Raw genomic sequence first — 22,896 nt, 5'->3', positions numbered from 1 at the left:
AGATGAAAGCAACACTCAGTCAAGATCATTTCGATAATGGCAGAAGTCCTGAACAACTCAAGACATCCTTTACCAACAGCTATAGAACTTGTATAGCTTATGCAGGTGATCGCATTATTGGAACTGCCCGTGTCTTATCTGATGGTGTTTGTAATGCTTACATAGTCGATGTATGGACATTTACACCCTATCGACATCAAGGAATTGCCAGCACAATGATGGAAATTCTATTAGGAGAATTGCAAGGGCAGCACGTTTGTTTATTTACAGATGATGCTATTAAATTTTATAAAAAAATTGGCTTTTCTGAGAAAGAAACCTGCCTGGAACTGGTAGTTGGTAAATGGTTGAATAATTAGATGAATAGATGAAACAAAAACCAAATTTGCCAGAGGAGGTACATTTAGTAGTTAGTGATTAGTGTTAAAAAACTAACTAATAACTACTGTACGGGCGGGTTTTATTAATAATATCTCAAGTTCACGAAATATCTAAAATAAATCCGCCCCTACTCTACTATCTAAAGACTTGATGTTTTACCAGTTTCTGCTTGCGTTTCAATTGGCTTAACATCACTGTAGCCCATTTGACCTACCACCGTCCGCAATACAGACATTTGCTCTTCAAAATCCATTTTTTCTATTTGCGACAGGAGATTGTTAATTGCATCAGAAGCGTTGTAATCATCTGGCATATCAACTACATCATCTCCCATAGCTTCCGCCCAAGCATACCAAATAAATAGCTGGTTGTTTTCCTTGAGAGCACCATAAGCACGAGAATGTTCTGTGTTTTCACCATTAACAACTTCGCGCATAATCTTTAACTGCTGTTCATCAGAGAGTTTGTAATAGTCACCAAGCAGCGTTGGCGCTAATTCTGGTTCTGCCGCAGACGGAGCAGCAGGAGTGATGGAGTCTCCCATTTTTTCATAAACAAAATATAACCAAGCTAGTTTGGCATCAGTATCCAAAGTATTAAAAGACTCTACAGCTTTTTGAGTTTCTTCGCTCAAAGCTTGAGGCGCAGATTTATTGTAACCTGTAGTCATAAATTCTTCTCCTGAGTAATTTTTACAGTTCCCACTAAGGCGTAACAAAGTTGAAGAGCATGAATCGCCCTCCTCTAGAAAGAGGTTTGCAATTTTAATCTCGGTGCTTTTATCTGTCTGTTAATAGAGGTGAAGAATCTATCTAGAGGTATCAAGAATATCTAGGTTCACTTTGGTAGAATCTCGGCAGTGATAGAAAAATTACTACAGAGGTCTATTATGCCAGAAGAAATTAAGCCTAACGTTTCTCAAGCTCCCACTGAAGATGCTAGATTAGCTGCCGAAAATATTGCTAGTGGTGAAGAGAAAGCTCCAAAAGTTGACATGGAAGCAGATTATCAAGCTGCACAGAAGTTAAGTGTTAGCGAAATTGATCGCACAAGTGAAGGTGCAAAAGCAGCTGAAGAAGCAACCGCGCCTGAATATCAAATGCCTGAAGCACAAGAGATAAAAACAGAAGCACAACCAACTGGTGATCCTGCTGATTATCAAGCAATGGCAAAGGATACTAGCGGTTCAACAGATCAAGCTGTAACTAGCGTTGATGATGACTTGTTAAAACAAGCTTTAGATAAAGGGCAGCCTAAGTAAATCAGGAGAATAACTGTAGGTAAGGGCGGGTTTTATTTCAATTCCTAATTTAAACTTAAAGGATATCTGTTACCCGCTCCTACAAAAATTGTGGTTGAAATAAACGAAATTTGCTGTAAATGAAAAATGTTAACAGCTATTTATAACTTCTAGCAGTTCACTAGGATGATGAATTAAAAAATAAGGATTTTGTTTGGCTAACACTTCTGGTGCATTAAATCCCCAAGTTACTGCAATAACTTTAATATTAGCTTTCTTTGATGCTTCTATATCTCTAGTTTCATCTCCAACATAAATAACTTCTTCAGATTTTATTTGCTTTTGTCTAAGAAGATTATTAATAATAGTTGTTTTACCAAAAATAGTGACTCCTGAATAAATAAATTCAAATAGCTGGTCTAAATCATTTATTTTGAGGAATTCTGTCACATTATCTTTAGAATTAGAAGTGACAATTCCTAAACGGTGGCCTTCTGTTTTGAGTGCTGCCAATGCATCTTTAATCCCCGGAATTGGCTTCAATTCCGGTATTTTATTCTTTAATTCACCTTTTACTCTTTTAACTAGAAAAGGTATTTTAAAAAGAGAAATACCTGAATAATTTATAATTTCTCTAGAAGTTAAATTTCTCAAGAGAGCTAGCTCTTCTGGAGTAATTTGTACATAGCCAAACTCTTTGGCTAAACGGTTCGCAATATTTACAAGCGCATCTACTGTGTCAGCAATCGTACCATCAAAATCAAAAATAATTACTTTCTGGATCATTCTTGTACTAAGTAGAATGCGTCTAGATTAGCGCGGGCATTCCGTCGTAACATTTCTGGCTTAATTCGCCGCAACGCTGATGCCGGAAATTTTTTATCCCATTCCCAATCTGAGATTTGCGCTAATTCTACCAGCTTAGGCGCAATATTCCCAGGATACGGTTGAAATTCTGTCACATCAGTTGTGCGCGCAAAACGCTGGTTCCAAGGACAAACGTCTTGGCAGATATCGCAACCAGCAACCCAGCCTTGTAAGTAAGGCGTAACTGTTTCTGGCAATTTTTCCTGTCGATTTTCAATTGTGTGATAGGCAATACAGCGATTTGCATCTACAACAAATGGCTGGGTAATTGCACTTGTAGGGCAAGCTTCTATGCAGCGAGTACAGGTACCGCAATGTTGTGTATGGGGAGTATCTGGGTTTAATTCTAAATTTGTCAACACTTCTCCCAAAAACACCCAAGAGCCAAATTCCCGCGTAATCACATTACCATTTTTGGCAATCCAACCAACACCTGCTCGTTGCGCCCATACTTTATCTTGGATTGGGCCTGTATCTGCATAATAACGTGCTTGAATGTTTTCACCTAGTCCTTGTAACCACAAAGAAAACGCTTTTAGTTTTTTGTGCATAACTTTGTGATAATCCCGCCCCCAGGCATAACGAGAAATTTTGCCATACTCTTTGCCTTCGGGACGTTGGTGGGGTGTGTAGTAATTGAGAGCAACACAAATTAGCGATCGCGCTTCACTCATCACCAACTTAATATCTTGACGCTTAGGGGAAGTCATCCACTCCATGTCAGCGTGATAACCCAGCGCTATCCATGCTTGCAACCGTTGCTTTTCTGTATTTTTTACCTCATCTACAGCAGCTATTCCTACCTTATGAAACCCCACTTCTAAGGCTTTTTGTTTTACCTCATTGCTGCTTGTTCCCAAAAATTGATTCATTTATCTTATAAAAATTTGCCAGAAAAGTGGCAACTAAATTATACACTATTCCCTCTATACATACATTTGCTCTTTTTTAGCCATTGTATTTGTAAATTTTATTTGCAATTTGTAAAGAAGTCATGCAAGATTGAATCGGGAGTGAAAAATATCCTCTCAGTAACTCCCAGCGTACTGAACTAGATCGACTGTGGAGACAAGATTTATGACATTCGCTGCTGATTCAACTCAAAGTTTTTTCTCTAGCGCTTTCAGCACCCAAGGTGACGCTGTTGCATCTACTGTAGCTGTATTTACTAGCTTGAGCGTAGACGATCAACTGGCTGTGCTTTGGTATGCCTACACCGAAATGGGACGTTCGATTACACCTGCTGCAACAGGTGCTGCCCGTTTACAGTTAGCCGAAGGTTTGTTAAATCAAATTAAGCAAATGTCTCATGCAGAGCAGTTGCAAGTAATGCGCGACTTGGCTGCCAAGAGAAATACACAGTTTTCCCGTTCCTACGGTGTTTTGAGTGCTAACACCAAGTTAGCTTTCTGGTATGAATTATCTGAGCTGATGGTTAAAGGTTTTGTTGTACCTATGCCACCAAACTATCAACTCTCTCGTGATGGTGTACAGGTATTGGAAACCCTCAAGCAACTAGATTTCGGTCAACAAATAACCGTTCTTCGTAAGGTTGTTACTAATATGGGTGTTGATCCATTAGCTGACTAATCAGTTCGTAAGACTCCCCTTAATTTCCAACACAAACTGCTCTTTATATTTTTCTATTTCTAAGAAGAGTATAAAGAGCATTTTTTATCTCACGCAGAGGATGGGGAGAACTACTAACCACTGTACGGGCGGGTTTAGAAGACAAATTCTCGGTTTGAACAGCAAGATTATCAGCAAAACCCGCCCCTACCAACCAACAAAAATACATCTTCAGCAGCAAGCTTTAAATCGACTGTTACCTGTAAGTTGATGTAAATATAATAATCTGGAGTTATATTATGCTTTCATCACAATCGCCGAAATCCATAGATGATTTAGGAGATATCACTATTGAAGGGATTAGCGAACCGACAGTTTCGCAATATTTTCAAACTTTAAATGCGAGGGAATTTGATGCAACTGCTACTTTATTTGCAGAAGATGGTACCATGCATCCACCCTTTGAATCAGGAATTACCGGACAAGATGCGATCGCTACTTATCTTAAACAAGAAGCACAAGATATTAAAGCTTATCCTCGTCAAGGCATAGCCGAAACATTGGAAAATGGGCAGATCCAACTTCAGGTGACAGGCAAAGCTCAAACTTCTTGGTGTGGCGTCAACGTTTTATGGCATTTTATCCTCAACCAACAAAAGCAAATTATTTACATCAAAATTAAACTTTTAGCCTCTCCACAAGAGTTACTAAATTTACGGAGATGAAAAACTTGTTAGTAGTTAGTTCATTTAGCCACTAACCACTAACAATTACCACTAAATTTTCTTAACTCTTACTAATTGCCGCCTGCTGAAAGGATTGCATTAGTAATCTACGTCCCAACTCAATGTCTTTGGGAGCACATTGCCAATCAGGATGTGCAGTCATTAAAAGACTATCTAGAGTTTCTTGATCAAATAAATGCCAGACAGGAGCATTGTCAATTTCAGCTTCTATAGCGTAGCAATTAGAACTAACACAGCGAATCGTGCAAGTTTTATTAATTCTAGCCAAGGTCATTTGCTCTCCTGGCTGTAGCGAGCGAAATTGCTGGATAAATTGCTTTAATTCATTTTTGGAAGAAACCGTTAACCCAGGAAGCGATACTGTTAGATTTTTGTCTCCATTTACCGTAATCCAATACTGACGACTCGGATCTATCCCTTCTAGCCAAGGTAGTTCATCATCAAGGCGATAGCGTGGTGACAAACAAAATAAGGCTTCCATAAGCAATAACTAAATTTATTATTTAATGTTTGAGTAACATCAATGCTGGACATTTTTTACGGTGTTCACTGTCGTAATTATGACAATTAACACTATTAAGACAAGCTAAATTTTTGATTGACCACAATGTCTCAAATTAATGTCCTACTTACTAAAGAGCAAGCTCCTAGACAAAATGTTTTAGGAACTGTGTCTATGCAAAATTAGTACGAGCTAGTTAATGTACCTAATATCTGATAACTCTCAACTATAAATCAAATAAATTTAGCAAATGTTATTATTCACTTAACAGTTCTTAATAAAACTAAGAATTTTAAGACATAACTAAAATTTAAAAGTCAGCTTATACAGTTTTAATTTATACATTGTTTTTACTTGCTTATAGTTAATTTCTGTTTATAAGCATCCAGACAGATTATTCTGTATACAGATGGAGGCAATTTTTAATTATTGGTAATTACTTAACTTAGTATTATTATTAGTGATACATAACACAATAAGCCTGAGATTAAGATCCCAGGCTTAAACTAACTAGTGATAATTCGCAACTTTACATCTTACCTTTTTGCATTACTTCTTGAAGATGATGACGAATTTCCTGTGCTTGCTCAATGTCAGACTGGCGCAATTTTTGGAATAACTCTACACAAGGCTGAGAGCCAGCTTCCTGTGCATCTTGGATATATTTATCGTAAGCTTTAATTGCTTTGCCTTTATTTTGCAACACGGTGAGAAAGTCATACTCCAGGTTGCTAATAGGACTTTGAGACTGTTTATCCGCAGTTTGAGTCATAGATTCTACCCTCTTTTGAGTTTTCTATTTCTCTTCTACCCCTCCTCAAACAGGTATTCATCTGTCAAGAAGCGTATGCAAGAATACAACTAAAGTTTAGGCATGAAAAAACAATGCTTGGTTTGATACGACGATTTGTAGCGTGAAGTCAATCTTTTGCGTATCTTAAGATATTCAACCAAACTCTTCAGACTGACGAGCATGCTCTAATTCAAAATCTTTTTGCTTTTGGTTTTCCTCAAGATACACAATCGGACAAAATTTGGTGTTTGCGCTCATGCAGTCCATATGTGGTGTTTTAGCACATACGATCAATAACGCACTCAAAATAAATAATAAACCGCAAATTGATGCGGCTTTAATCCAGGAAATTTCTAATGCCCCGTGAACAACTACCTCTCGGAGCACAGATACAATCGTGATCTCAACTGCTACACCTACAGCAATGCTGTGTTCTTGTAAGTAAACCATTAACAATCGAAAAAGCTCAACCAAAATCAAGATGAACAGGATTTTGGCAGTCACAAGTTTATAGTCAAATTGTTGCGTAAGGGCAATAAATATTCCCCACAATTGCATAAGCATAAGGGCAAACAAGCTAAAACAGAGGACAATCACGATTAAATCTTGGAAAGCCTCCATGTTGCGGACAAGCCAATGTCGGTTCAGCCAGCGATCGCATAACAAAAATTGGCTTTTAGAACGCTTTCTCATGAATTTTTCATTGGTACTGGGACAACTTTTGAACACACCAGCCAGTTTACCCAACACCTTCTATTTTGATAGATTCTGAAATATTGTGCCTCAGCGAGGCTGGTTATTCATAGTTTGTATTTGTTGTAATAATTGCTCAGTTTTACTTACCCATTCAAGATGATTCTGAGTTTTGTATAAATCTCTAGCAGACAGTAAAACTTTTGTTGCGTCTGCATATTGTTTTAATTGTATAAAAACTAACCCCGCGCCATAATAAGCATTAGGATAGTTAGGATTAGCTTGAGCTGATTTTCTAAAGGCTTCTAACGCATCTTGTAGTTTACCTTGGTTATACAAAACTGAACCAAGACTGTAGTGAGCTTCTGGATATTTGGGATTAATTTTTACTGCTTTTTGAAAGGCGTCTTTAGCTCTATCAATTTTGCCTTGCTGAAGGTAACACATTCCCATATGATAGGCTGGCTCAGGCGCATTTTTGCTATATTCAATTGCTTTTTTAAAGGCTGCGATCGCTTTTTCCCAATCTCTTTGCTCTTGTCTTACCAAACCTAAGTTGTAATGAGCAACTCCGAGTTGGGGATCGATTTCTAAAGCTCTCTGCAAGTAATCATTTGCTTGCTGAAGATTTCTTCCTTCTAACAGTGCTCCTCCTAAATTCGCGTAGGCAAGAGCAAACTTAGGATCGGCTTGAGTAGCTCGATAAAATGCATCTGCGGCTGGTTGTAATTGTCCTGATTGTCGCAGTGCTAATCCCAAATTATAGTGAGCTGGGGCAAGAGTGGGATCTAGCTGGGCTGCTTTTGAGAAAGCTGCGATCGCATCTTCTACTTTCCCGCTTTGAACAGACTGTAACCCTTGATTTAAATAGTCTACAGCGTTTTTAGAAGAATTCTGCGCCAACAAAGGGCGATGGGGAGCAGAAATAGCAGCGAAAGATGAAGATGAATAGAAAATACTGCTGACTTGAAAATAAGGCAGAAGGCAGAAGGCAGAGAGAAGTTTGATCGGAGGAAACTTCCGCTCAAAGCTTCGGAGAGGCAGAAGGCAGTAGACGCGTAGCGGCTTCCGTAGGTAGGTAAAGAAAGTTTTTTTCATCCGTTCTGGTGTAGTCAGTTCAGCAAGGGCTACTTACTAATATCAAACTTAACAGTTCAAAAATACGATATTTTTAATCGAGCATCTTATTTGAATAGTCAAACTGAACTGTAATGAATGCAAACAACACTTGTTTATTTTCCTTCTAACTTTTCCTTAAGAGTAACCCCGGTGTTGCCAATCACCACTCGCTACGCATGAGTCAAATCCTCTTTCCTTCTGCCTCCAGCATAGCTGCCTTGTTTCTTGATAGTGATGCTTGCATAGATTTATTGTTTCGCAACAGTTTAGATTACAATTTATTTACAAATATTTGAGTCTAGTTAAAATCTATTCATTAAACTTAATTTTTTTCTATAAAAATTTGTAAAAGTTTAATTTTATCGAGTTTAATCTTACAACAATATACGATTTTTTGCGGCTTGGTTAAACGCGAGTTAATGTCAAATTAAAGACGAGATAATTTCGTTAAATAACCGTTTTGATCCCTGCATCAATTAAGGATAACGCGGCTAGATGTGGCTAACCGCAAGGGAGGTTTTATGAACGAAAAAGTAAATTCGGGTTCGCGAAATGTTGCAATTGTCGGCCCATATTTAAGTGGGAAAACAACTTTACTAGAAAGTTTGTTATTTGTAACAGGAGCTATTTCCCGCAAGGGCAGTGTCAAAGATGCTAACACCGTAGGAGATAGTGCTCAAGAAGCACGCGATCGCCAAATGAGTGTGGAAGTTAGCGCTGCTAGCACCGAGTATAACAGCACTCGCTTCACCTTTATTGACTGTCCCGGAAGTGTAGAATTTGCTCAAGAAACTTACAACGCTCTGATAGGAGTCGATGCGGCAATTGTTGTTTGCGAACCCATCAACGATCGCGTCCTCACCCTTGCCCCCCTATTTAAATTCCTCGACGATTGGGAAATCCCCCACCTCGTCTTTGTCAACAAAATGGATCGGGCAAACATCCATGTCTTAGAAACACTGCATGCCCTCAAAGCTGTTTCTAGCCGTCCTTTAGTAGCGCACCAATACCCAATAATGGGAGGGGAGCAGCTAATAGGCTTTATCGATTTAGTCACCGAGCAGGCCTATCATTATCATTCAGGCGCGCCTGCTGATCCTGTACCGTTTCCCGAAGAACTTAAAGAAGAAGAACACACCGCTAGAGCAGAAATGCTCGAAGCTCTAGCAAACTTTGACGATCACTTACTAGAAGAACTTTTAGAAGACATTGAACCGCCCCAGGAGGAAATCCTTAAAGATTTAAAAATGGAATTAGGGGCAGATTTGGTAGTACCAGTATTCTTTGGTGTTGCCGAACAAGATTACGGCGTTAGACCTTTACTAGAAGCCTTATTACGAGAAGCCCCCGAACCAGAAACAACAGCAGAACGTCGTTTAAGTAAAATCAAAGACAATAGCACTTTAGCCCAGGTGTTAAAAACTTACTACACACCTCAAGGTGGCAAACTATCTTTAGTGCGTATTTGGCAGGGTAAATTAACCGATGGCATAGTCCTCAATGGCATTCGTGCTGGTGGTATTTACCGTCTCATGGGGCAACAGTTACAACAAGTTAATCAAGTTGGTGCTGGAGAAATTGTTGCTTTAAGCCGAATGGAGGGCATCAAGACAGGGGATACACTTTCGACAAACTCGCAACCAGTACAACTATCCAAAGTCGAACAGCTAGAACCAGTATATGCCCTAGCCATTATTCCTGAAAAACGCAACGATGAAGTGAAGTTGAGTAGTGCTATCACCAAGCTCTTAGAAGAAGATCCATCTTTGGCTTGGGAACAACACGGCGACACCCACGAAGTTATCCTCTGGGGACAGGGCGAGATTCACCTACAAGTGGCACTAGATCGCCTGCGTCGCAAGTATAATTTGCCGATGACGACTCACTTGCCACAAGTACCTTACAAAGAAACCATCCGCAAAGCAACTTCATCGGTTCACGGGCGCTACAAGCACCAAAGTGGCGGACACGGGCAGTTTGGCGATGTTTATCTCGACATCAAACCTTTAGGACGTGGTGAAGGTTTTAATTTCAACGAAACTATTGTCGGTGGCGTTGTTCCTAGACAGTATATTCCCGGTGTGGAAACAGGTGTGCGAGAATTTTTAGCACATGGGCCTTTGGGTTTCCCTGTTGTCGATGTGGCAGTAACACTGACGAATGGTTCCTACCATAGCGTTGATAGTTCTGAACAGGCATTCAAACAAGCTGCTCGCCTGGCAATGCAAACAGGATTGCCTCAGTGTCAACCTACTCTCCTAGAACCAATTATCCGCGTGCAAGTGACAACACCAAGTGAATTTACTTCCAAGGTGATGCAACTTTTAACTGGTAGGCGGGGACAAATTTTAGGTTACGAAGCAATCCATGATTGGCAAGGCTGGGATAGCATCACAGGTTACTTGCCCCAAGCAGAGATGCAAAACTTTATCGTAGAGTTGCGATCGCAAACACTCGGCGTCGGTTCTTTCCACTGGGAATTCGATCATCTCCAAGAAGTACCGGACAAACTTGCCGAACGCATCCTTGCCGCGAATAGTGGTAATGGTGGTAACGGCAATAGCAAATAATCATTAGATTTTAGATTTATCTAGAATCTATGAATTTCTAAGCTTTTTATTTTGATACAAATTAAGGACACCCATTTTGGGTGTCTTTAATTTTATATCCTGCGATCGCAGCGTTGATTTTGGGAATTCGCTATCTTCTTATGTCAGATAAGAAGTTTGAACGTAAGATTAAAAAGATGCAAGGCCCTTTTGGCACTATTGAGCTTTAAGTAATGCACCGCATTTATTGGTGTGTTACGGCTAATCTCTACTCTCTTAAATGCTCAAATCCTTACATAGCCTTAACACACCCTACTTAATATTTACTGTAAAAGATAAGATCATAATTGTTAGACACCTCATGAAGTAACAGTTACCAAATCATGAGCAGTTTGCCTATTAATATCCCTCCAAACCTCCAAGTCAGTGAAGAACAGTTTGCACTTTTAGCTGCTGCTAACCGCGATCTGCACTTGGAACTTACTGCTAATGGAGAATTAATTATCATGCCCCCCACGGGAGGAAATACAGGTAAGCGAAACATCGATATTGAGGGACAACTCTGGTTTTGGAACCGTCAATCTAAGCTTGGTGTTGCTTTTAACTCCTCGACAGCTTTTAAGCTTCCCAATGGTGCTGAACGTTCTCCTGATGCGGCTTGGGTGACTCAAGCTAGGTGGGATGCACTCACACCAGCAGAACAAGAAACATTTCCGCCACTTTGTCCCGACTTTGCGATTGAGTTACGTTCCAAAAGCGATCGCATGGAACCCCTACGTAAAAAAATGCAAGAATATATTGATAATGGGCTCCGTTTAGGTTGGTTAATTGATACCAAGAATAAAAAAGTTGAAATCTATCGCCCTAATCAATCGGTAGAGGTAGTTGATAGTCCAACAAGTTTGTCTGGAGAAGATGTTTTACCTGGTTTTGTTTTAGATATGCAAGTCGTGTTTAGTTAATAATTTTGTTACTGCTACGATAGTTCCATACTGGCTTTCGCAAGCTCAACCTGAGATTTCGGTGGTTATTGATGGTAACACTTCAATTGCGGCAATTAAGTGTTCCGCCCGGACATAGAGTTATTCTCCATGATATTAGCTGACAAGAATTTGAGGCTATTTTAGAAGAGCTTGGCGAGCATCGGGCTACTCGGCTGGCTTACAGTCAGGGAACATTGGAAATTAGAATGCCATTACCGAAGCATGAGCTAGCCAAAGTTATTATTGGGGATTTGGTATAAATTCTGCTGGAAGAGTTAGAAATTGACTGTGAGCCTTTTGGCTCAACCACCTTTAAACGGGAAGATATGGCTTGTGGTGTAGAGCCTGATGACTCTTTTTACATTCAAAATCATGCTCGGATGATTGGTAAAGAGCGAATAGATTTGGGATTTGATCCACCCCCTGACTTAGTGATAGAAGTTGATGTTACCTCTAAAACTCAACTGGATGCTTACGAAGCGCTGGGAGTTCCAGAAGTTTGGCTCTATGAAGATGACAAGCTCAAAATAAATATTCTTCAGGATGGAAAATATATAGAGTCAAAAATTAGCCCTACTTTTCCCAATTTGCCTTTTTGCAAGCAATTCCCCAGTTTGTTGAACAGAGCCGAACTATAGGCAGAAGTCCTACACTGAGGACATTTAGGCAGTGGACGAAAGAGCAATTTATACTGTAGTGGTTAAGTACTTATTGCGTCTTAACTATACAGGAAATACTTATGAATTTTATATTTTCCCTGCTGACAAGCTTGATTGCAATTCTCGTCTTTCTTAATTCAGGAAAGATATCTAGTGAAAAATCTCGTTGGGCAGTTCGCGGGATTAGTATATTGATTGGTGCGATCGCAATCCTCACTTCTATTTCCAAAATCTTGGTAATCGTACCACCAGGCAATGTTGGAGTTATTAACTTATTTGGTCGAGTTAGCGATAATACACTAAGCCCAGGTGTACATTTCATCACCCCTTTTGCCAATGTTCTCAATTTTTCCACGCGGCTGAAGGATGTCAAGGAAAATGTCAATGCAACATCACAGGAAGGGTTGAGCTTAAATATGGATGTTAGCCTTCAGTACAAGCTCGATCCCCAAAAAGCAGCAACAGTGTATAAAAATATTGGTGTAGATGAAAAAGAACTGATAATTTCTCGATTTCGCTCAACCGTGCGTGCAATTACAGCCAACTACCCAGCAGTCGCTGTTTATTCTACCAAACGCCAAGAAGTAGCCGAGCAACTCGACCAACAACTCACTCAACAATTACTTCCCTTAGGCTTTGTGGTGGAAGAAGCACTATTAAGAGATATCAAAATGCCGGATACTCTCCAAGCTGCGATTCAAGAGAGGCTCAAAGCAGAGCAAGAAAGTCAGAGAATGAAATTTGTTTTAGAAACAGAGCGTCAAGAAGCAGAACGTAAGCGCATAGAAGCCAGAGGAATTGCTGACTCCCAAAAAATTATTTCCAGTGGACTTACTAACTCTGTGCTGCAATTGCGAGCAATAGAAGCTACAGAGAAACTAGCCCAATCTTCCAACTCCAAAGTAATTGTCGTCGGTGGTGAAAAAAGTACACTACCGATACTTTTACAGCAACCGTAAGAGTTCGTAAAATGCACCTTGTAATTCCCCAAGATCCCCGACTTTTTAGAAAAGTCGGGGATCTTTGTTTTAAGATTGCTATATGTTAATTTTTACTCACAATTATGGGAACTTTACAAACTTGGCATATTGTCAAGCATCCTACTAGCAATTGCGATATCGTCCCCAGTCACGAAGCCAGTGGGGATGAGAACTCAGAGATTGTAGAAAAGTGGGGGCCTTTTGATTCCCAAGGAGAAGCGATCGCTCGTCGTGTTGGACTGATTAGATCTGGCAAATGCCAACCCATCTAAAGTGAAAAGTAAACAAGGTGAAAGGCAAAAGAAAAGATAATTTTTAATTTTTGTCTGCCCTGGAACCTTGAGCAGCAATTTCTTTGCTTAATACTTCCACAGCTTTAGCAAATTGGGGATCTGCTAGAGTGCCAAGTTTGTCTCGCTCATTCAGCCACAAATCTTGTCGTTGTTTATCATTCAAATCTACAGTTATATTTGGGCTAATACCGTGCTTATTAATATCTTTACCACTAGGAGTATGGTACTTAGCAATTGTCACTGCTAAACCCGAACCATCGCCAAGAGGACGCACTGATTGAACTAAGCCTTTACCAAAGGTTTGACTACCCACAACAACAGCACGCTTATTGTCTTGTAAAGCACCAGAGAGAATTTCACTAGCACTGGCACTACCCTTATCTACTAATACGACTAGGGGTTTATTTGTCAAAGCGCGTCCATTCGCAACTTCTTTTTCTGTCTCACCCCTGCGGTCAATTGTAGAAACGATCCCACCTTTATCCATCCACATTCTGGCAATTTCTACACTGGAGAACAATAAGCCACCAGGATTACTTCGCAAATCTAGAATATATCCAGTTACCTGTTTGTTTTCCAAATTTTTAATTGCGTCTCGCATTTCTTTCGACGCATTAGCGCTGAATTGCTTCAAACGGATGTAGCCAATATTTCCTGCTGGTGATTCTTTTTGAGAATATTCCACAGGATGAATTTCAATTCTTGCCCGTGTGATGGTGAATTCTTTTTGCTGATTATTGCGCAGAATTGTGAGTTTGACTTGGGTTCCTGGTTCACCTCGGATTAGGGCTACAGCTGCATTCGTATCCATGCCTTCGGTGCTTTTACCGTTGATCATGACGATAATGTCTTTTGCCAACAGACCAGCCTTAAAAGCAGGTGTATCATCAATTGGGGCAATTACAGTCAGCTTTTTGGTTTTTTCGTCCAAACCTATTTGGATACCAATACCAGTCAATTCACCAGAGGTATCCACTTGCATACTTTTGAACTCTTGTGGATCCATAAACCGAGTATATGGATCTTCAAGCTTCTTAAGCATTTCGCGGATAGACTTATAAGCTTCCTGCTTGTTGGTGTAAGACTTGTTCAAGTACTCACTACGTACAGCTTGCCAATCCACCTGATTAAAGGTGCCGTCTACGTATTGGCGGTTAATAATTTGCCAAACTTCATCGACTAATTCTTTGGGGCTTTCTTCAAATAAAGCCTGTCCTCGCGAGTGAATACCAAGACTAGTAACCGCGATTGTGGATAAAGTCACAACCGTAGCACCCAAAGTAAGCCCAGTACTTATAGTCTTTCTTGCAATCGCCATGATGAGAGCTGCGCCAGAGGGACAAAAATGTGTATAGGTATGCTCAATCTAACACAGGCTACCACTGTAGAGACGGAGCAGATTTTGTAATTTCCAAAAAAATGCTTGATGATCCGGAGTTTTTGGTATTCGACTATACAGAAATTAGAGATTGGGAACGTTTGTGAAGACGCGGAGATGGGGAGAAGCGGGAACAAGAAGTTCAGGGAGGTGAGGAAGGTGAGGAAGTAATAAAAGTAAATTCTTCCCCATCTTCCCTATCTCCCTCATCTGTTTCTCTTCCACTTCCCCCTCCTTCTTCCTAATCCCTGGTCTCTACTTCTCTAAGGATCAATCCACCGCCCGTCTGCCTTGATTAAGTTAATTAGCTCCTCTACACCTTTATCTTCAGGTACTTTTTTAATTTCTTCCCTACCACGATAGAGAGATATGTAACCAGGGGTTTTGCCTACATAACCATAGTCAGCATCAGCCATTTCTCCGGGGCCATTTACAATACAACCCATTACTGCTATGTCCAGTCCGGTTAAATGTTTGGTAGCTTCCCGAACTTTGTGCAGCACCTCTTCTAGGTTAAACAAAGTGCGCCCGCAGGAAGGACATGCAACGTATTCGACCATAGTTTTCCGCAATCCCAAGGCTTGCAGAATACTGTAGCAGACGGGAATTTCTTTTTCTGGAGATTCAGTCAGGGATACTCGAATTGTATCGCCAATACCGTCAGCTAACAAGGTAGCAATACCCGCAGTAGATTTAATTCTTCCATATTCACCGTCACCAGCTTCTGTAACGCCTAAGTGTAGAGGATAATCCATACCAAATTCATCCATTCGCTGTGCCATCAAGCGATAAGCAGCTACCATTACTGGTACGCGTGAGGCTTTCATAGAAATTACTATGTTGCGGAAGTCTAAAGATTCACAAATACGAATAAACTCTAGGGCAGATTGCACCATTCCCTCTGGAGTATCACCGTAGGTGAACAACATCCTTTCGGCAAGAGAACCATGATTAACTCCAATACGCATAGCTTTACCTTGATCCCGTAAAGCAATCACCAAAGGTTCCAGAGTTTCGCGAATTTTCTCCCCGATTTCTTCAAATTCAGCTTGAGTATATTCGGTTCTGCTAGAGTTAGGTTTTTCAAACACATATAATCCCGGATTAATCCGTACTTTTTCTATATGTTTGGCAACTTCTAAGGCAATTTTCATGCCATTGTGATGCACATCGGCCACAATTGGCACATCTTGATAAGTTTTTATTAATTTTTGTTTAATTTCTGCTAGAGCTTTGGCATGAGCCATGCTAGGTACAGTGACACGGACAATTTCGCAGCCAATCTCGTGTAGACGACGAATTGCAGCTACAGATCCATCAATATCAAGGGTGTCTTCGTTAATCATTGACTGTACCACTACAGGGTAGCCTCCGCCAATGATGACATTTCCAACTTTGACAGGACGGGTTTTCCGCCGTTTGATTGTTGTATCAAAAGTCGGTTGACTAGATACAGGATTTGATGTGAAAGGTGTGGGCAGAGTTTGCATAACCTTTTAGGTAAAATTACTGTAGCAAAAATATCTGATTTAAAAATCTTCTGTTTCCCAGATTGCCATAGTTAGTGCGCCTTTGGGTAACTCAGTAGTGAAAAAAGACTTAAAGAAATTAATGAGATATTAATAGGTTGGCCTTGATAGGCACGATATACATTTTTAATAATTTTTGCTTAGAGAGCGATCGCTAAATTTAAGTGCAAAATGCTTAGTTATAAATGTTATTTGTGTTGTTGCTCATCTAAATATTTTTAACTAACAACACAACTTATTAGCCAGATAATGCGCGGAAAATAGATGCAAGCAATTTAATGCCCAGGTATAAATATTTTGAAATCCAGCAAACTCATTTTTGCACTGCCAATGACAATGAAAGGATAGCGTTAAAAACCCCTCCTTCCCAAATCTCTACTTTTGCTCTTTATCGCTGCAAATATCCTTTTGGATCTTTTGCCGCCCAACCCAATGACGAGTTAGAACGCACTTCAAAATGCAGATGAGGTTGGTTGATAGTTGGCTGCCCACTTGTACCGACAGTTCCCAGCAAATCTCCTTGTTTGACTTGCTGGTTGACTTTAACATTAATACTGTCAAGCTGGGCATAACGGCTTTGTAATCCACCATCATGATTAATAATTACCAACTTACCGTAAGTCCCTTGCTCACCCGCAAACACCACTGTACCTGGCGCGATCGCACTAACTGCTGTTCCCTTGGCAGCTAACAAATCGATCCCACTATGAAAGAAAACTTGACCGTTTCCAGGATGAATTTGCCAACCGTAGGGAAAACCTAGCTGTGCAACTTCTGGTAACGGATAACCAGCTATTTGAGGAGGATTAGAGGAAGTAGGTGCGACAGATGTACTAGCACGACTAGGGGACTTATTTGGTGTTGGAATAAACGCAAACCGAGAAGGAGCTTTACAGCCATTTAACTCAAATAGCGCATCTGCACGAACTCTGTATATTTCTGCTAATTCTTGCCAGTTGTTTCCCTTTGGCACTTCTACAACAATGCCATCAAGGGGGGGAATAAGAATTTCGCTACCGACAGCAACCCTACTGTTTTTTAAAGCCGGGTTCATGGCAACAATGGTTTCTGGACTCAATTTGTAACGCTGGGCGATACTCTCTAAAGTATCACCACGAGATGCCCGATAGCGTTGGAAACGTTCTAGGGCTGAAGTCGGACAAGTCTTGCTACCTTGTGCTTGGACGGGGGTAAAGTGTGTGAATACCAGTCCTAAGGCACTGATCAAGCTGCACAAAACAAGTAAGCGAGCGCGAAGATTCATGTATATCTAAAGAGTGAGAGTAATTTTGGACTTGGGGAACTAGCAAGGACAGACAGCACGTCTGTGGCTTTGGCGATTTCTTTGTGTTCCCTATTCCTGATTTACGATCTCCACCCTAAAGTTCCCACATCAAATCAAAAATCCAAAACTCTATCGCAATTTATATCAAAATAATCTATCCACTCGCCTTTGGCTTGATTACACTTAGAAATTAGCAACTGCATTGCTGTCCTTGAGTGTGATGATTATGAAGTTATCTCGGAAACAACTGGCAGTGTATTTTTCCTTAGTAGTTAGCGGTGGCGTGTTTGGCGGTAGTGCAGTGTTGTTAGCTAGTACTTATCTCCTGACAAAAAAACCTGCTTTTCAGGAGTTAAGAAATGTAACAACAGCTTTACCCTCAAATACCGTGGTGTCTAATTCTATTAAGGGCAGCATTCTTCCTGCTAGTGGTAGTGATAAAGTTAATTTTATTGCGAGCGCAGTTCAAAAAACTGGGCCAGCAGTCGTGCGGATTAATGCAACGCGCAAAGTAGCTAATCCAATCTCTGAAGCTTTTAAAAATCCGCTTTTGCGCCGATTTTTTGGAGAAAATGAAGAGCCTATTCCCCAAGAAAGGATTGAGCGTGGAACAGGCTCTGGATTTCTTTTAAGTGCAAATGGAGAGATTCTTACTAATGCCCATGTGGTAGCAAACACAGATACAGTACAAGTTACCCTCAAAGACGGTCGAACTTTTGAAGGTAGGGTTGTAGGTGTTGACGCCATGACTGATTTAGCAGTTGTCAAAATTCCTGCCAAGAGTTTGCCTACAGTTAGATTAGGAAATTCACAAAACTTAATACCTGGAGAATGGGCGATCGCAATTGGTAATCCCTTGGGTTTAGACAATACAGTTACCATCGGCATTATCAGCGCGACTGATCGCACTAGCTCTCAAGTAGGTGTACCAGATAAGCGAGTCAGCTTTATTCAAACCGACGCCGCAATTAACCCTGGAAATTCTGGTGGCCCTTTGTTAAATGCTGACGGAGAGGTAATTGGTGTTAACACAGCCATCCGTGCTGATGCACAGGGACTAGGTTTTGCCATCCCAATTGAAACTGCCGCTCGCATTGCTCAAGAACTGTTCACTAAAGGGTATGTCAAACATCCCTTTTTAGGAATTGAAATGGTAGATTTGTCCCCTACAAAGAAAAAGCAAATTAATCAAGAAAACAACCTCAATATCAAACAAAATACTGGTATTGCTATTAAAGGAGTTTTAGAAAAATCACCGGCACAGCGAGCAGGACTGCGCCCCGGAGATGTGATTTATAAATTTAATGGCAAACCAGTCAAAACTGCTGCCCAAGTACAAAAAATGGTGGAATCCAGCAGTGTAGGAGACATACTCCTCATTGAAGTTGAGCGTGACGGAAAAAATCAAATATTTAAGGTACAGTCAGGAGCTTATCCTCAAAAATAGTCATCAGTACAAGAAGGCAGAGGAGCCAGTGCGCCCTTGCGGGTTAAGCGCGTTGGCGGGTTAAGCGCGTTGTGGCACCTGCCGTGGCAGGAGGCAGAAGGAATATTTCTTTTTTATCTTTTCTTGGGCTAGATAGTCATTTCTGCCACACTGTACTAGACCATAGTCTACTTTCTTTTGACTAATGACTTTGGCTATTGGTTAATGATTATTCGCCAAATGATCTAACTGCATCCGTTGTTCCATCTGGCGTAGAAAATACCCTGTCATCATTGCCGATGCAAGTAGCCCAGCAAGATTATCGCGATCTGTTGTAATTTGGACATTGAAATTTTCGGCAGGCAGCATCCCAACCAGCCCTTGGACGTTTTGCGAAATAATTTGTTTAATTTCGGGGCTGACGGACTGAGCGACGCTGGCTAACACTTCTGGAGGCTGATGTTGCAAATATTTGAGTAACTGATTAGGGTTTTCCTCAAAGTTGTCACTCAGATGGTGATGGGGGTGTTGCTCAAAGTTATCATTCAAAAAATCAGGATCAAACACCATTGGCAATTTAGTTTAGCGGAGTTGCTAATTCTACTCTAAACCATAGTATAAGGTTGAGACATATTTCCCCAGCCATGAATCAACATAGAACCAAAATAGCAACTGTCATTCTGATTCTGCGGCTGATTCTAATTTGAGTTCTAGTTGTCGCTGTTGCTGGCTGCTTGAAAATGGTTGGGGAAGTTGCTCGATTTGGAAATATTGATGAAATTTGGGTGTCACCTGTAGCGAATAAGAACGAGAATCACTATTTCGACGTTTCTTCACAAAACCAAGCTCAACAAGTTCTTGAACGTGTTGATAGGCTCCAGAACCCCTTAGATTAATCAAATCGCTTTGCAGCATTGGGCCATTAAGAGCGATCGCTGCCAAAGTCCGCAATGCTCCCAACCCCAATTCTACAGGTATAAGAGTTTGCACCAACTCATGAAAGTCAGACCGCAGTTGTAGACTATAACCATTTGGTGTTTCTACAACTTCTAGAGCACTATCCCGACGAGCATACTCATCAATTAATTCAATAATTCCCTCCTCGGCGGTAATGCGATCACAAGCGGCATACTCCGCAATTTCGCCAATTGACAGAGGTTTACCTTTCAAATAAAGAATCGCTTCTATCTTAGTTGCTGCACTCATTAGTCGTTGGTCATTGGTCATTAGTCATTAGTTGTTTTCCCTGTCCCCTGTTCCCTATTCCCTCTTTTAACCACCAAACCTACTTTTGAGGATAAATTCGGCGATCGCCAAGTCTTGGGGAGTAGTCACTTTTAAATTTGTCTCTTCTCCTTCTACAATTTGCACTTGATAGCCGCATTTTTCAAACAAAGCTGCATCATCTGTGACTTCCCAACCCTGATGTAAACCCTCGATATGGCATTGTTTGAGTAGCTTAACATCAAATCCTTGAGGAGTTTGTGCCGCCCAAAGTTGGCGTCGATCAGGTGTACTTTGAATGATGCCATTTTCGTCTACGACTTTAATGGTGTCTTTGACAGGTATAGCAGCTATTAAACCAGAACAGTGGCGAATTGCTAGAGCGCATCTGTTGAGTAAATCGGGTGTGACAAGGCATCTAGCTCCGTCGTGAATTAATACTTGTCTGGCAGTATCTGGTAATGCTTGCAAGCCATTGTAGACAGATTCTTGACGCGTAGAGCCACCCTTAATAAATTCCACAGGTTTACTCAGCTGCAAATCAGCAATAATTGTCTTAAGGTCTTGCCAATCAGTGGGTTGAGAAATGATTCCAATCCAACTGATGTGGTGTGCCGCTTCTGCTGCTAAAAGTGTCCAGCCTATAATTGACCGCGATCGCACTTCCAAAAGAAGTTTATTACGGTTACTTCCCATTCTTCGTCCGCTTCCGGCAGCTGGAATTAATAAATGCACAGAATTCCTCAACTTGAAACTAGGGGTTAGAGGCTAGAGGCTAGGGGCTAGTGTCAAAATCCAATTCCTAGTCCCTAGTCCCTAATCCCTAGTCCCTATATTCCCCTAAAATAGGGAGCGAGTAAGCGTAAATAATAAATAAATATTATGCGAGTAGCGGCCCTTGTCCCTGGTGGAATTGCCGACCAAATTCTATTCTTTCCAACATTAGATGATCTGAAACGTCATTATCCTGACGCTCAGATAGATGTTGTTGTTGAACCCCGCTCAAAGGCTGCTTACCGAGTGAGTAAGTCAGTTCACGAAGTGCTGACATTTGATTACAAAGACCGTAACAGTTTGGCAGATTGGGCAAATTTAGTTGGCATACTTCGCGATCGCGAATATGATGTCGCTATTGTTTCAGGGCAAAGCTGGTTATTAGGTCTAATACTGTGGTTAACTGGTATTCCCAAACGTGTAGGCTACAAAGGCAAAGGAGCAGCTTTTCTGACTAGTTTAGTACCCCAGAAAAAAGAGCAATATGCTGCTTGTGTGTATCACGATCTTCTGAAAGGATTGGGCATTGACTCCCCTTGTCCAGAACTAGCCGTTAACGTACCCAAACCAGACATTGAATGGGCAAACAAGGAACAAATCAGGCTGGGAGTAAAAGAAAGTGGCTACATTCTGATTTATGGCGGTGCTGGCAAGGGTTTGGATACAATTTACCCAACCGAACATTGGCAGACAATTATTCAAGATTTCCAAAATAAGCAGCCAGATATGCCTGTGGTTGTGATTCAAGCAGAAGGCGAAGAAGATTTTGTTCGCCATCTCAAGGAATATGCACCCAACATCAAGGTAACCTCTGGTAATGACATCGGGAAGTTGACAGCAATGATTGCTGGAGCTAATTTGATGTTGTGTACTGATAGTCCGCCGATGCACCTTGCTGTAGCGGTGCAAACTTATACTATTGCTCTATTTGGCCCTACAGAACCGACAAAGTTGTTGCCGCCTTGCGATCGCTTCCTGACGATTAAATCCCCCACAGGTAAAATGGCAGACATTTCGCCTAAAACAGTCTTAGAAAAAATTTGGGGTGGTTAGCCCAAGTATTTCTTAACTGCCATAGTATAATCAACATCCGTGTTGATTATAAATGATCAGCAAATCGTTGAAATTTAAAGACGCGATGTGAATAAAGTATTCCCTATGCCGGTCTATTTGAAGCACGGCTAGGGTTTATCGTGTCTTATTTACTAGATGCTTGAACTTTCCACTCATACAATTATCCATAGCAACCCGATTTGATAACTGAATCACTCGTAGAGACAGGTGACAGGGAACAGGGGATAGAGAATAAAGAATAAAAGTTTACTGACCTTTTTTCAAAAATTAAATAGAATAATATATGTATAAAATGTTTAGCCATTTTTTAAAATAACTAAATCACTGTATTCCATAAATTAAGCAAGAACCTGCATAGCTTGATATCTTACTTATTTTTATATGGTCAATATGATGGATTACACGAGAGAATGATTTATCACAGTAATTAAAGTATTAAGTATTAAACTTGAACATATTCAGTAGGGTGATTGAAAGTTTTCTGGACAACTTATTTTTGTTCAACAACCTGTTATGCTGTAAAAAAGGCCGGGAACGATATGTTTAAGCAAAAAAGCTTAAGTTCGCGTGCATCTACCACAGTTTGTTCAGACTAAATATCCGATTTTAAAGAGATAAGTAAGAATAGCAACTAAGCAAATAAACTTAGTTGTCAAATTTGTACTTTGTCTTTTTGAATAACAATTCAATTCAAAATAGGCAAAATCACTGATCAGTTCCATCAAAACTGTAATATGTTGTGTCAAAAACTAATTACTGACAAATAGGGATACTTTTGAGAAAAATATTAGTTTCTGTGCCGTAAGAAGATACTCGGTTCTAAAAAAAGCAG

The 22,896-nt window shown here is 40.5% G+C and carries 24 protein-coding genes and 1 pseudogene; 12 read left to right on the top strand and 13 right to left on the bottom strand.

Annotated elements, in window-relative coordinates; all coding sequences use genetic code 11:
* Positions 1–2: 2 nt before the first annotated feature.
* Positions 3–359, top strand: coding sequence for a GNAT family N-acetyltransferase (locus tag QUB80_RS12690; RefSeq protein ID WP_289789854.1), 357 nt, complete (start codon positions 3–5; stop codon positions 357–359).
* Between the two features lie 161 nt (positions 360–520).
* Here the strand turns inward: QUB80_RS12690 and QUB80_RS12685 are convergent, their stop codons facing one another.
* Complete coding sequence (locus QUB80_RS12685) at positions 521–1,051, bottom strand: orange carotenoid protein N-terminal domain-containing protein (protein WP_289789853.1); 531 nt, start codon at positions 1,049–1,051, stop codon at positions 521–523.
* Positions 1,052–1,270: 219 nt separating this feature from the next.
* On the opposite strand from QUB80_RS12685, the gene QUB80_RS12680 reads away from it, so the two are divergent.
* Positions 1,271–1,642: a hypothetical protein gene (locus tag QUB80_RS12680; protein ID WP_289789852.1), complete on the top strand. Its 372-nt coding sequence runs from the start codon at positions 1,271–1,273 to the stop codon at positions 1,640–1,642.
* 129 nt (positions 1,643–1,771) lie between these two features.
* Here the strand turns inward: QUB80_RS12680 and QUB80_RS12675 are convergent, their stop codons facing one another.
* Together QUB80_RS12675 and queG are read right to left on the bottom strand one after the other, a co-directional pair.
* Positions 1,772–2,407, bottom strand: a complete 636-nt coding sequence (locus QUB80_RS12675) for an HAD-IA family hydrolase (RefSeq protein ID WP_289789851.1) — start codon at positions 2,405–2,407, stop codon at positions 1,772–1,774.
* Positions 2,404–3,360 carry a tRNA epoxyqueuosine(34) reductase QueG gene (queG, locus tag QUB80_RS12670; protein ID WP_289789850.1) on the bottom strand — a complete coding sequence of 319 codons (957 nt, stop codon included), beginning with the start codon at positions 3,358–3,360 and terminating at the stop codon, positions 2,404–2,406. The genes QUB80_RS12675 and queG overlap by 4 nt, the downstream gene beginning before the upstream one ends.
* A 205-nt stretch (positions 3,361–3,565) precedes the next feature.
* Here queG and QUB80_RS12665 point away from each other — a divergent pair, with 205 nt between their 5' ends.
* Both QUB80_RS12665 and QUB80_RS12660 read left to right on the top strand, forming a co-directional pair.
* The gene (locus QUB80_RS12665) at positions 3,566–4,078 is read left to right on the top strand and encodes an orange carotenoid protein N-terminal domain-containing protein (RefSeq protein WP_289789849.1); all 513 of its coding nucleotides are present in this window, start codon (positions 3,566–3,568) and stop codon (positions 4,076–4,078) included.
* A 278-nt stretch (positions 4,079–4,356) separates the two neighbouring features.
* The gene (locus QUB80_RS12660) at positions 4,357–4,782 is read left to right on the top strand and encodes a nuclear transport factor 2 family protein (RefSeq protein WP_289789848.1); all 426 of its coding nucleotides are present in this window, start codon (positions 4,357–4,359) and stop codon (positions 4,780–4,782) included.
* Between the two features lie 61 nt (positions 4,783–4,843).
* Here QUB80_RS12660 and QUB80_RS12655 read toward each other — a convergent pair whose 3' ends face one another.
* The 4 genes from QUB80_RS12655 to QUB80_RS12640 all read right to left on the bottom strand — a co-directional run bounded on the left by QUB80_RS12655 (position 4,844) and on the right by QUB80_RS12640 (position 7,889).
* Complete coding sequence (locus QUB80_RS12655; protein WP_289789847.1) at positions 4,844–5,284, bottom strand: hypothetical protein; 441 nt, start codon at positions 5,282–5,284, stop codon at positions 4,844–4,846.
* Between the two features lie 550 nt (positions 5,285–5,834).
* Positions 5,835–6,077 carry a hypothetical protein gene (locus QUB80_RS12650; protein WP_289789846.1) on the bottom strand — a complete coding sequence of 81 codons (243 nt, stop codon included), beginning with the start codon at positions 6,075–6,077 and terminating at the stop codon, positions 5,835–5,837.
* Positions 6,078–6,251: 174 nt separating this feature from the next.
* Complete coding sequence (locus QUB80_RS12645; protein WP_289789845.1) at positions 6,252–6,791, bottom strand: phosphate-starvation-inducible PsiE family protein; 540 nt, start codon at positions 6,789–6,791, stop codon at positions 6,252–6,254.
* 90 nt (positions 6,792–6,881) lie between these two features.
* On the bottom strand, positions 6,882–7,889 hold the full coding sequence (locus tag QUB80_RS12640) for a tetratricopeptide repeat protein (protein WP_289789844.1): 1,008 nt from the start codon (positions 7,887–7,889) through the stop codon (positions 6,882–6,884).
* Between the two features lie 542 nt (positions 7,890–8,431).
* On the opposite strand from QUB80_RS12640, the gene QUB80_RS12635 reads away from it, so the two are divergent.
* The 6 genes and pseudogenes from QUB80_RS12635 to QUB80_RS12610 all read left to right on the top strand — a co-directional run bounded on the left by QUB80_RS12635 (position 8,432) and on the right by QUB80_RS12610 (position 13,353).
* Positions 8,432–10,480: an elongation factor G gene (locus tag QUB80_RS12635; RefSeq protein ID WP_289789843.1), complete on the top strand. Its 2,049-nt coding sequence runs from the start codon at positions 8,432–8,434 to the stop codon at positions 10,478–10,480.
* Positions 10,481–10,560: 80 nt separating this feature from the next.
* A complete protein-coding gene (locus tag QUB80_RS12630) occupies positions 10,561–10,689 on the top strand; it encodes a hypothetical protein (protein ID WP_289789842.1) in 129 nt (42 codons plus the stop codon).
* 153 nt (positions 10,690–10,842) lie between these two features.
* Complete coding sequence (locus QUB80_RS12625) at positions 10,843–11,421, top strand: Uma2 family endonuclease (RefSeq protein ID WP_289789841.1); 579 nt, start codon at positions 10,843–10,845, stop codon at positions 11,419–11,421.
* 71 nt (positions 11,422–11,492) lie between these two features.
* Positions 11,493–12,139: pseudogene (locus QUB80_RS12620) on the top strand (Uma2 family endonuclease).
* Between the two features lie 42 nt (positions 12,140–12,181).
* A complete protein-coding gene (locus tag QUB80_RS12615) occupies positions 12,182–13,060 on the top strand; it encodes a prohibitin family protein (protein ID WP_289789840.1) in 879 nt (292 codons plus the stop codon).
* Positions 13,061–13,164: 104 nt separating this feature from the next.
* Positions 13,165–13,353, top strand: coding sequence for a DDE transposase family protein (locus QUB80_RS12610; protein WP_289789839.1), 189 nt, complete (start codon positions 13,165–13,167; stop codon positions 13,351–13,353).
* 43 nt (positions 13,354–13,396) lie between these two features.
* Here QUB80_RS12610 and ctpC read toward each other — a convergent pair whose 3' ends face one another.
* The 3 genes from ctpC to QUB80_RS12595 form a co-directional block, all read right to left on the bottom strand.
* On the bottom strand, positions 13,397–14,692 hold the full coding sequence (gene ctpC / locus QUB80_RS12605; protein WP_289789838.1) for a carboxyl-terminal processing protease CtpC: 1,296 nt from the start codon (positions 14,690–14,692) through the stop codon (positions 13,397–13,399).
* A gap of 323 nt (positions 14,693–15,015) precedes the next feature.
* Positions 15,016–16,242, bottom strand: coding sequence for a (E)-4-hydroxy-3-methylbut-2-enyl-diphosphate synthase (ispG, locus tag QUB80_RS12600; protein ID WP_289789837.1), 1,227 nt, complete (start codon positions 16,240–16,242; stop codon positions 15,016–15,018).
* Positions 16,243–16,669: 427 nt separating this feature from the next.
* The gene (locus tag QUB80_RS12595) at positions 16,670–17,545 is read right to left on the bottom strand and encodes a LysM peptidoglycan-binding domain-containing M23 family metallopeptidase (protein WP_289789836.1); all 876 of its coding nucleotides are present in this window, start codon (positions 17,543–17,545) and stop codon (positions 16,670–16,672) included.
* A gap of 247 nt (positions 17,546–17,792) precedes the next feature.
* Between QUB80_RS12595 and QUB80_RS12590 the strand changes: the two genes are divergently transcribed.
* Complete coding sequence (locus QUB80_RS12590) at positions 17,793–19,013, top strand: HhoA/HhoB/HtrA family serine endopeptidase (RefSeq protein WP_289789835.1); 1,221 nt, start codon at positions 17,793–17,795, stop codon at positions 19,011–19,013.
* 201 nt (positions 19,014–19,214) lie between these two features.
* On the opposite strand, the gene QUB80_RS12585 is transcribed toward QUB80_RS12590, so the two are convergent.
* The 3 genes from QUB80_RS12585 to ispD form a co-directional block, all read right to left on the bottom strand.
* Positions 19,215–19,562, bottom strand: coding sequence for a DUF760 domain-containing protein (locus QUB80_RS12585; RefSeq protein ID WP_289789834.1), 348 nt, complete (start codon positions 19,560–19,562; stop codon positions 19,215–19,217).
* Positions 19,563–19,667: 105 nt separating this feature from the next.
* Entirely contained in the window at positions 19,668–20,198 is a 531-nt protein-coding gene (gene scpB / locus QUB80_RS12580; protein WP_289789833.1) for an SMC-Scp complex subunit ScpB, read from the bottom strand.
* A 66-nt stretch (positions 20,199–20,264) separates the two neighbouring features.
* Positions 20,265–20,951, bottom strand: a complete 687-nt coding sequence (gene ispD, locus QUB80_RS12575) for a 2-C-methyl-D-erythritol 4-phosphate cytidylyltransferase (RefSeq protein WP_289789832.1) — start codon at positions 20,949–20,951, stop codon at positions 20,265–20,267.
* A gap of 147 nt (positions 20,952–21,098) precedes the next feature.
* Here ispD and QUB80_RS12570 point away from each other — a divergent pair, with 147 nt between their 5' ends.
* Positions 21,099–22,043: a glycosyltransferase family 9 protein gene (locus tag QUB80_RS12570; protein ID WP_289789831.1), complete on the top strand. Its 945-nt coding sequence runs from the start codon at positions 21,099–21,101 to the stop codon at positions 22,041–22,043.
* Positions 22,044–22,896 lie beyond the last annotated feature (853 nt).

The sequence above is a fragment of the Chlorogloeopsis sp. ULAP01 genome (assembly GCF_030381805.1).
In the GTDB taxonomy this organism is placed as follows: domain Bacteria; phylum Cyanobacteriota; class Cyanobacteriia; order Cyanobacteriales; family Nostocaceae; genus Chlorogloeopsis.
The sequence above is the reverse complement of the archived record's forward strand: the minus strand, read 5'-3'. Positions and strand labels throughout refer to the sequence as shown.

Bases quoted from the DNA above. Each gene is read 5' to 3' on its own strand.
- QUB80_RS12690 (WP_289789854.1), top strand. From the start codon at position 3: ATGAAAGCAACACTCAGTCAAGATCATTTCGATAATGGCAGAAGTCCT.
- QUB80_RS12685 (WP_289789853.1), bottom strand. From the start codon at position 1,051: ATGACTACAGGTTACAATAAATCTGCGCCTCAAGCTTTGAGCGAAGAA.
- QUB80_RS12680 (WP_289789852.1), top strand. From the start codon at position 1,271: ATGCCAGAAGAAATTAAGCCTAACGTTTCTCAAGCTCCCACTGAAGAT.
- QUB80_RS12675 (WP_289789851.1), bottom strand. From the start codon at position 2,407: ATGATCCAGAAAGTAATTATTTTTGATTTTGATGGTACGATTGCTGAC.
- queG (WP_289789850.1), bottom strand. From the start codon at position 3,360: ATGAATCAATTTTTGGGAACAAGCAGCAATGAGGTAAAACAAAAAGCC.
- QUB80_RS12665 (WP_289789849.1), top strand. From the start codon at position 3,566: ATGACATTCGCTGCTGATTCAACTCAAAGTTTTTTCTCTAGCGCTTTC.
- QUB80_RS12660 (WP_289789848.1), top strand. From the start codon at position 4,357: ATGCTTTCATCACAATCGCCGAAATCCATAGATGATTTAGGAGATATC.
- QUB80_RS12655 (WP_289789847.1), bottom strand. From the start codon at position 5,284: ATGGAAGCCTTATTTTGTTTGTCACCACGCTATCGCCTTGATGATGAA.
- QUB80_RS12650 (WP_289789846.1), bottom strand. From the start codon at position 6,077: ATGACTCAAACTGCGGATAAACAGTCTCAAAGTCCTATTAGCAACCTG.
- QUB80_RS12645 (WP_289789845.1), bottom strand. From the start codon at position 6,791: ATGAGAAAGCGTTCTAAAAGCCAATTTTTGTTATGCGATCGCTGGCTG.
- QUB80_RS12640 (WP_289789844.1), bottom strand. From the start codon at position 7,889: ATGAAAAAAACTTTCTTTACCTACCTACGGAAGCCGCTACGCGTCTAC.
- QUB80_RS12635 (WP_289789843.1), top strand. From the start codon at position 8,432: ATGAACGAAAAAGTAAATTCGGGTTCGCGAAATGTTGCAATTGTCGGC.
- QUB80_RS12625 (WP_289789841.1), top strand. From the start codon at position 10,843: ATGAGCAGTTTGCCTATTAATATCCCTCCAAACCTCCAAGTCAGTGAA.
- QUB80_RS12615 (WP_289789840.1), top strand. From the start codon at position 12,182: ATGAATTTTATATTTTCCCTGCTGACAAGCTTGATTGCAATTCTCGTC.
- QUB80_RS12610 (WP_289789839.1), top strand. From the start codon at position 13,165: ATGGGAACTTTACAAACTTGGCATATTGTCAAGCATCCTACTAGCAAT.
- ctpC (WP_289789838.1), bottom strand. From the start codon at position 14,692: ATGGCGATTGCAAGAAAGACTATAAGTACTGGGCTTACTTTGGGTGCT.
- ispG (WP_289789837.1), bottom strand. From the start codon at position 16,242: ATGCAAACTCTGCCCACACCTTTCACATCAAATCCTGTATCTAGTCAA.
- QUB80_RS12595 (WP_289789836.1), bottom strand. From the start codon at position 17,545: ATGAATCTTCGCGCTCGCTTACTTGTTTTGTGCAGCTTGATCAGTGCC.
- QUB80_RS12590 (WP_289789835.1), top strand. From the start codon at position 17,793: ATGAAGTTATCTCGGAAACAACTGGCAGTGTATTTTTCCTTAGTAGTT.
- QUB80_RS12585 (WP_289789834.1), bottom strand. From the start codon at position 19,562: ATGGTGTTTGATCCTGATTTTTTGAATGATAACTTTGAGCAACACCCC.
- scpB (WP_289789833.1), bottom strand. From the start codon at position 20,198: ATGAGTGCAGCAACTAAGATAGAAGCGATTCTTTATTTGAAAGGTAAA.
- QUB80_RS12570 (WP_289789831.1), top strand. From the start codon at position 21,099: ATGCGAGTAGCGGCCCTTGTCCCTGGTGGAATTGCCGACCAAATTCTA.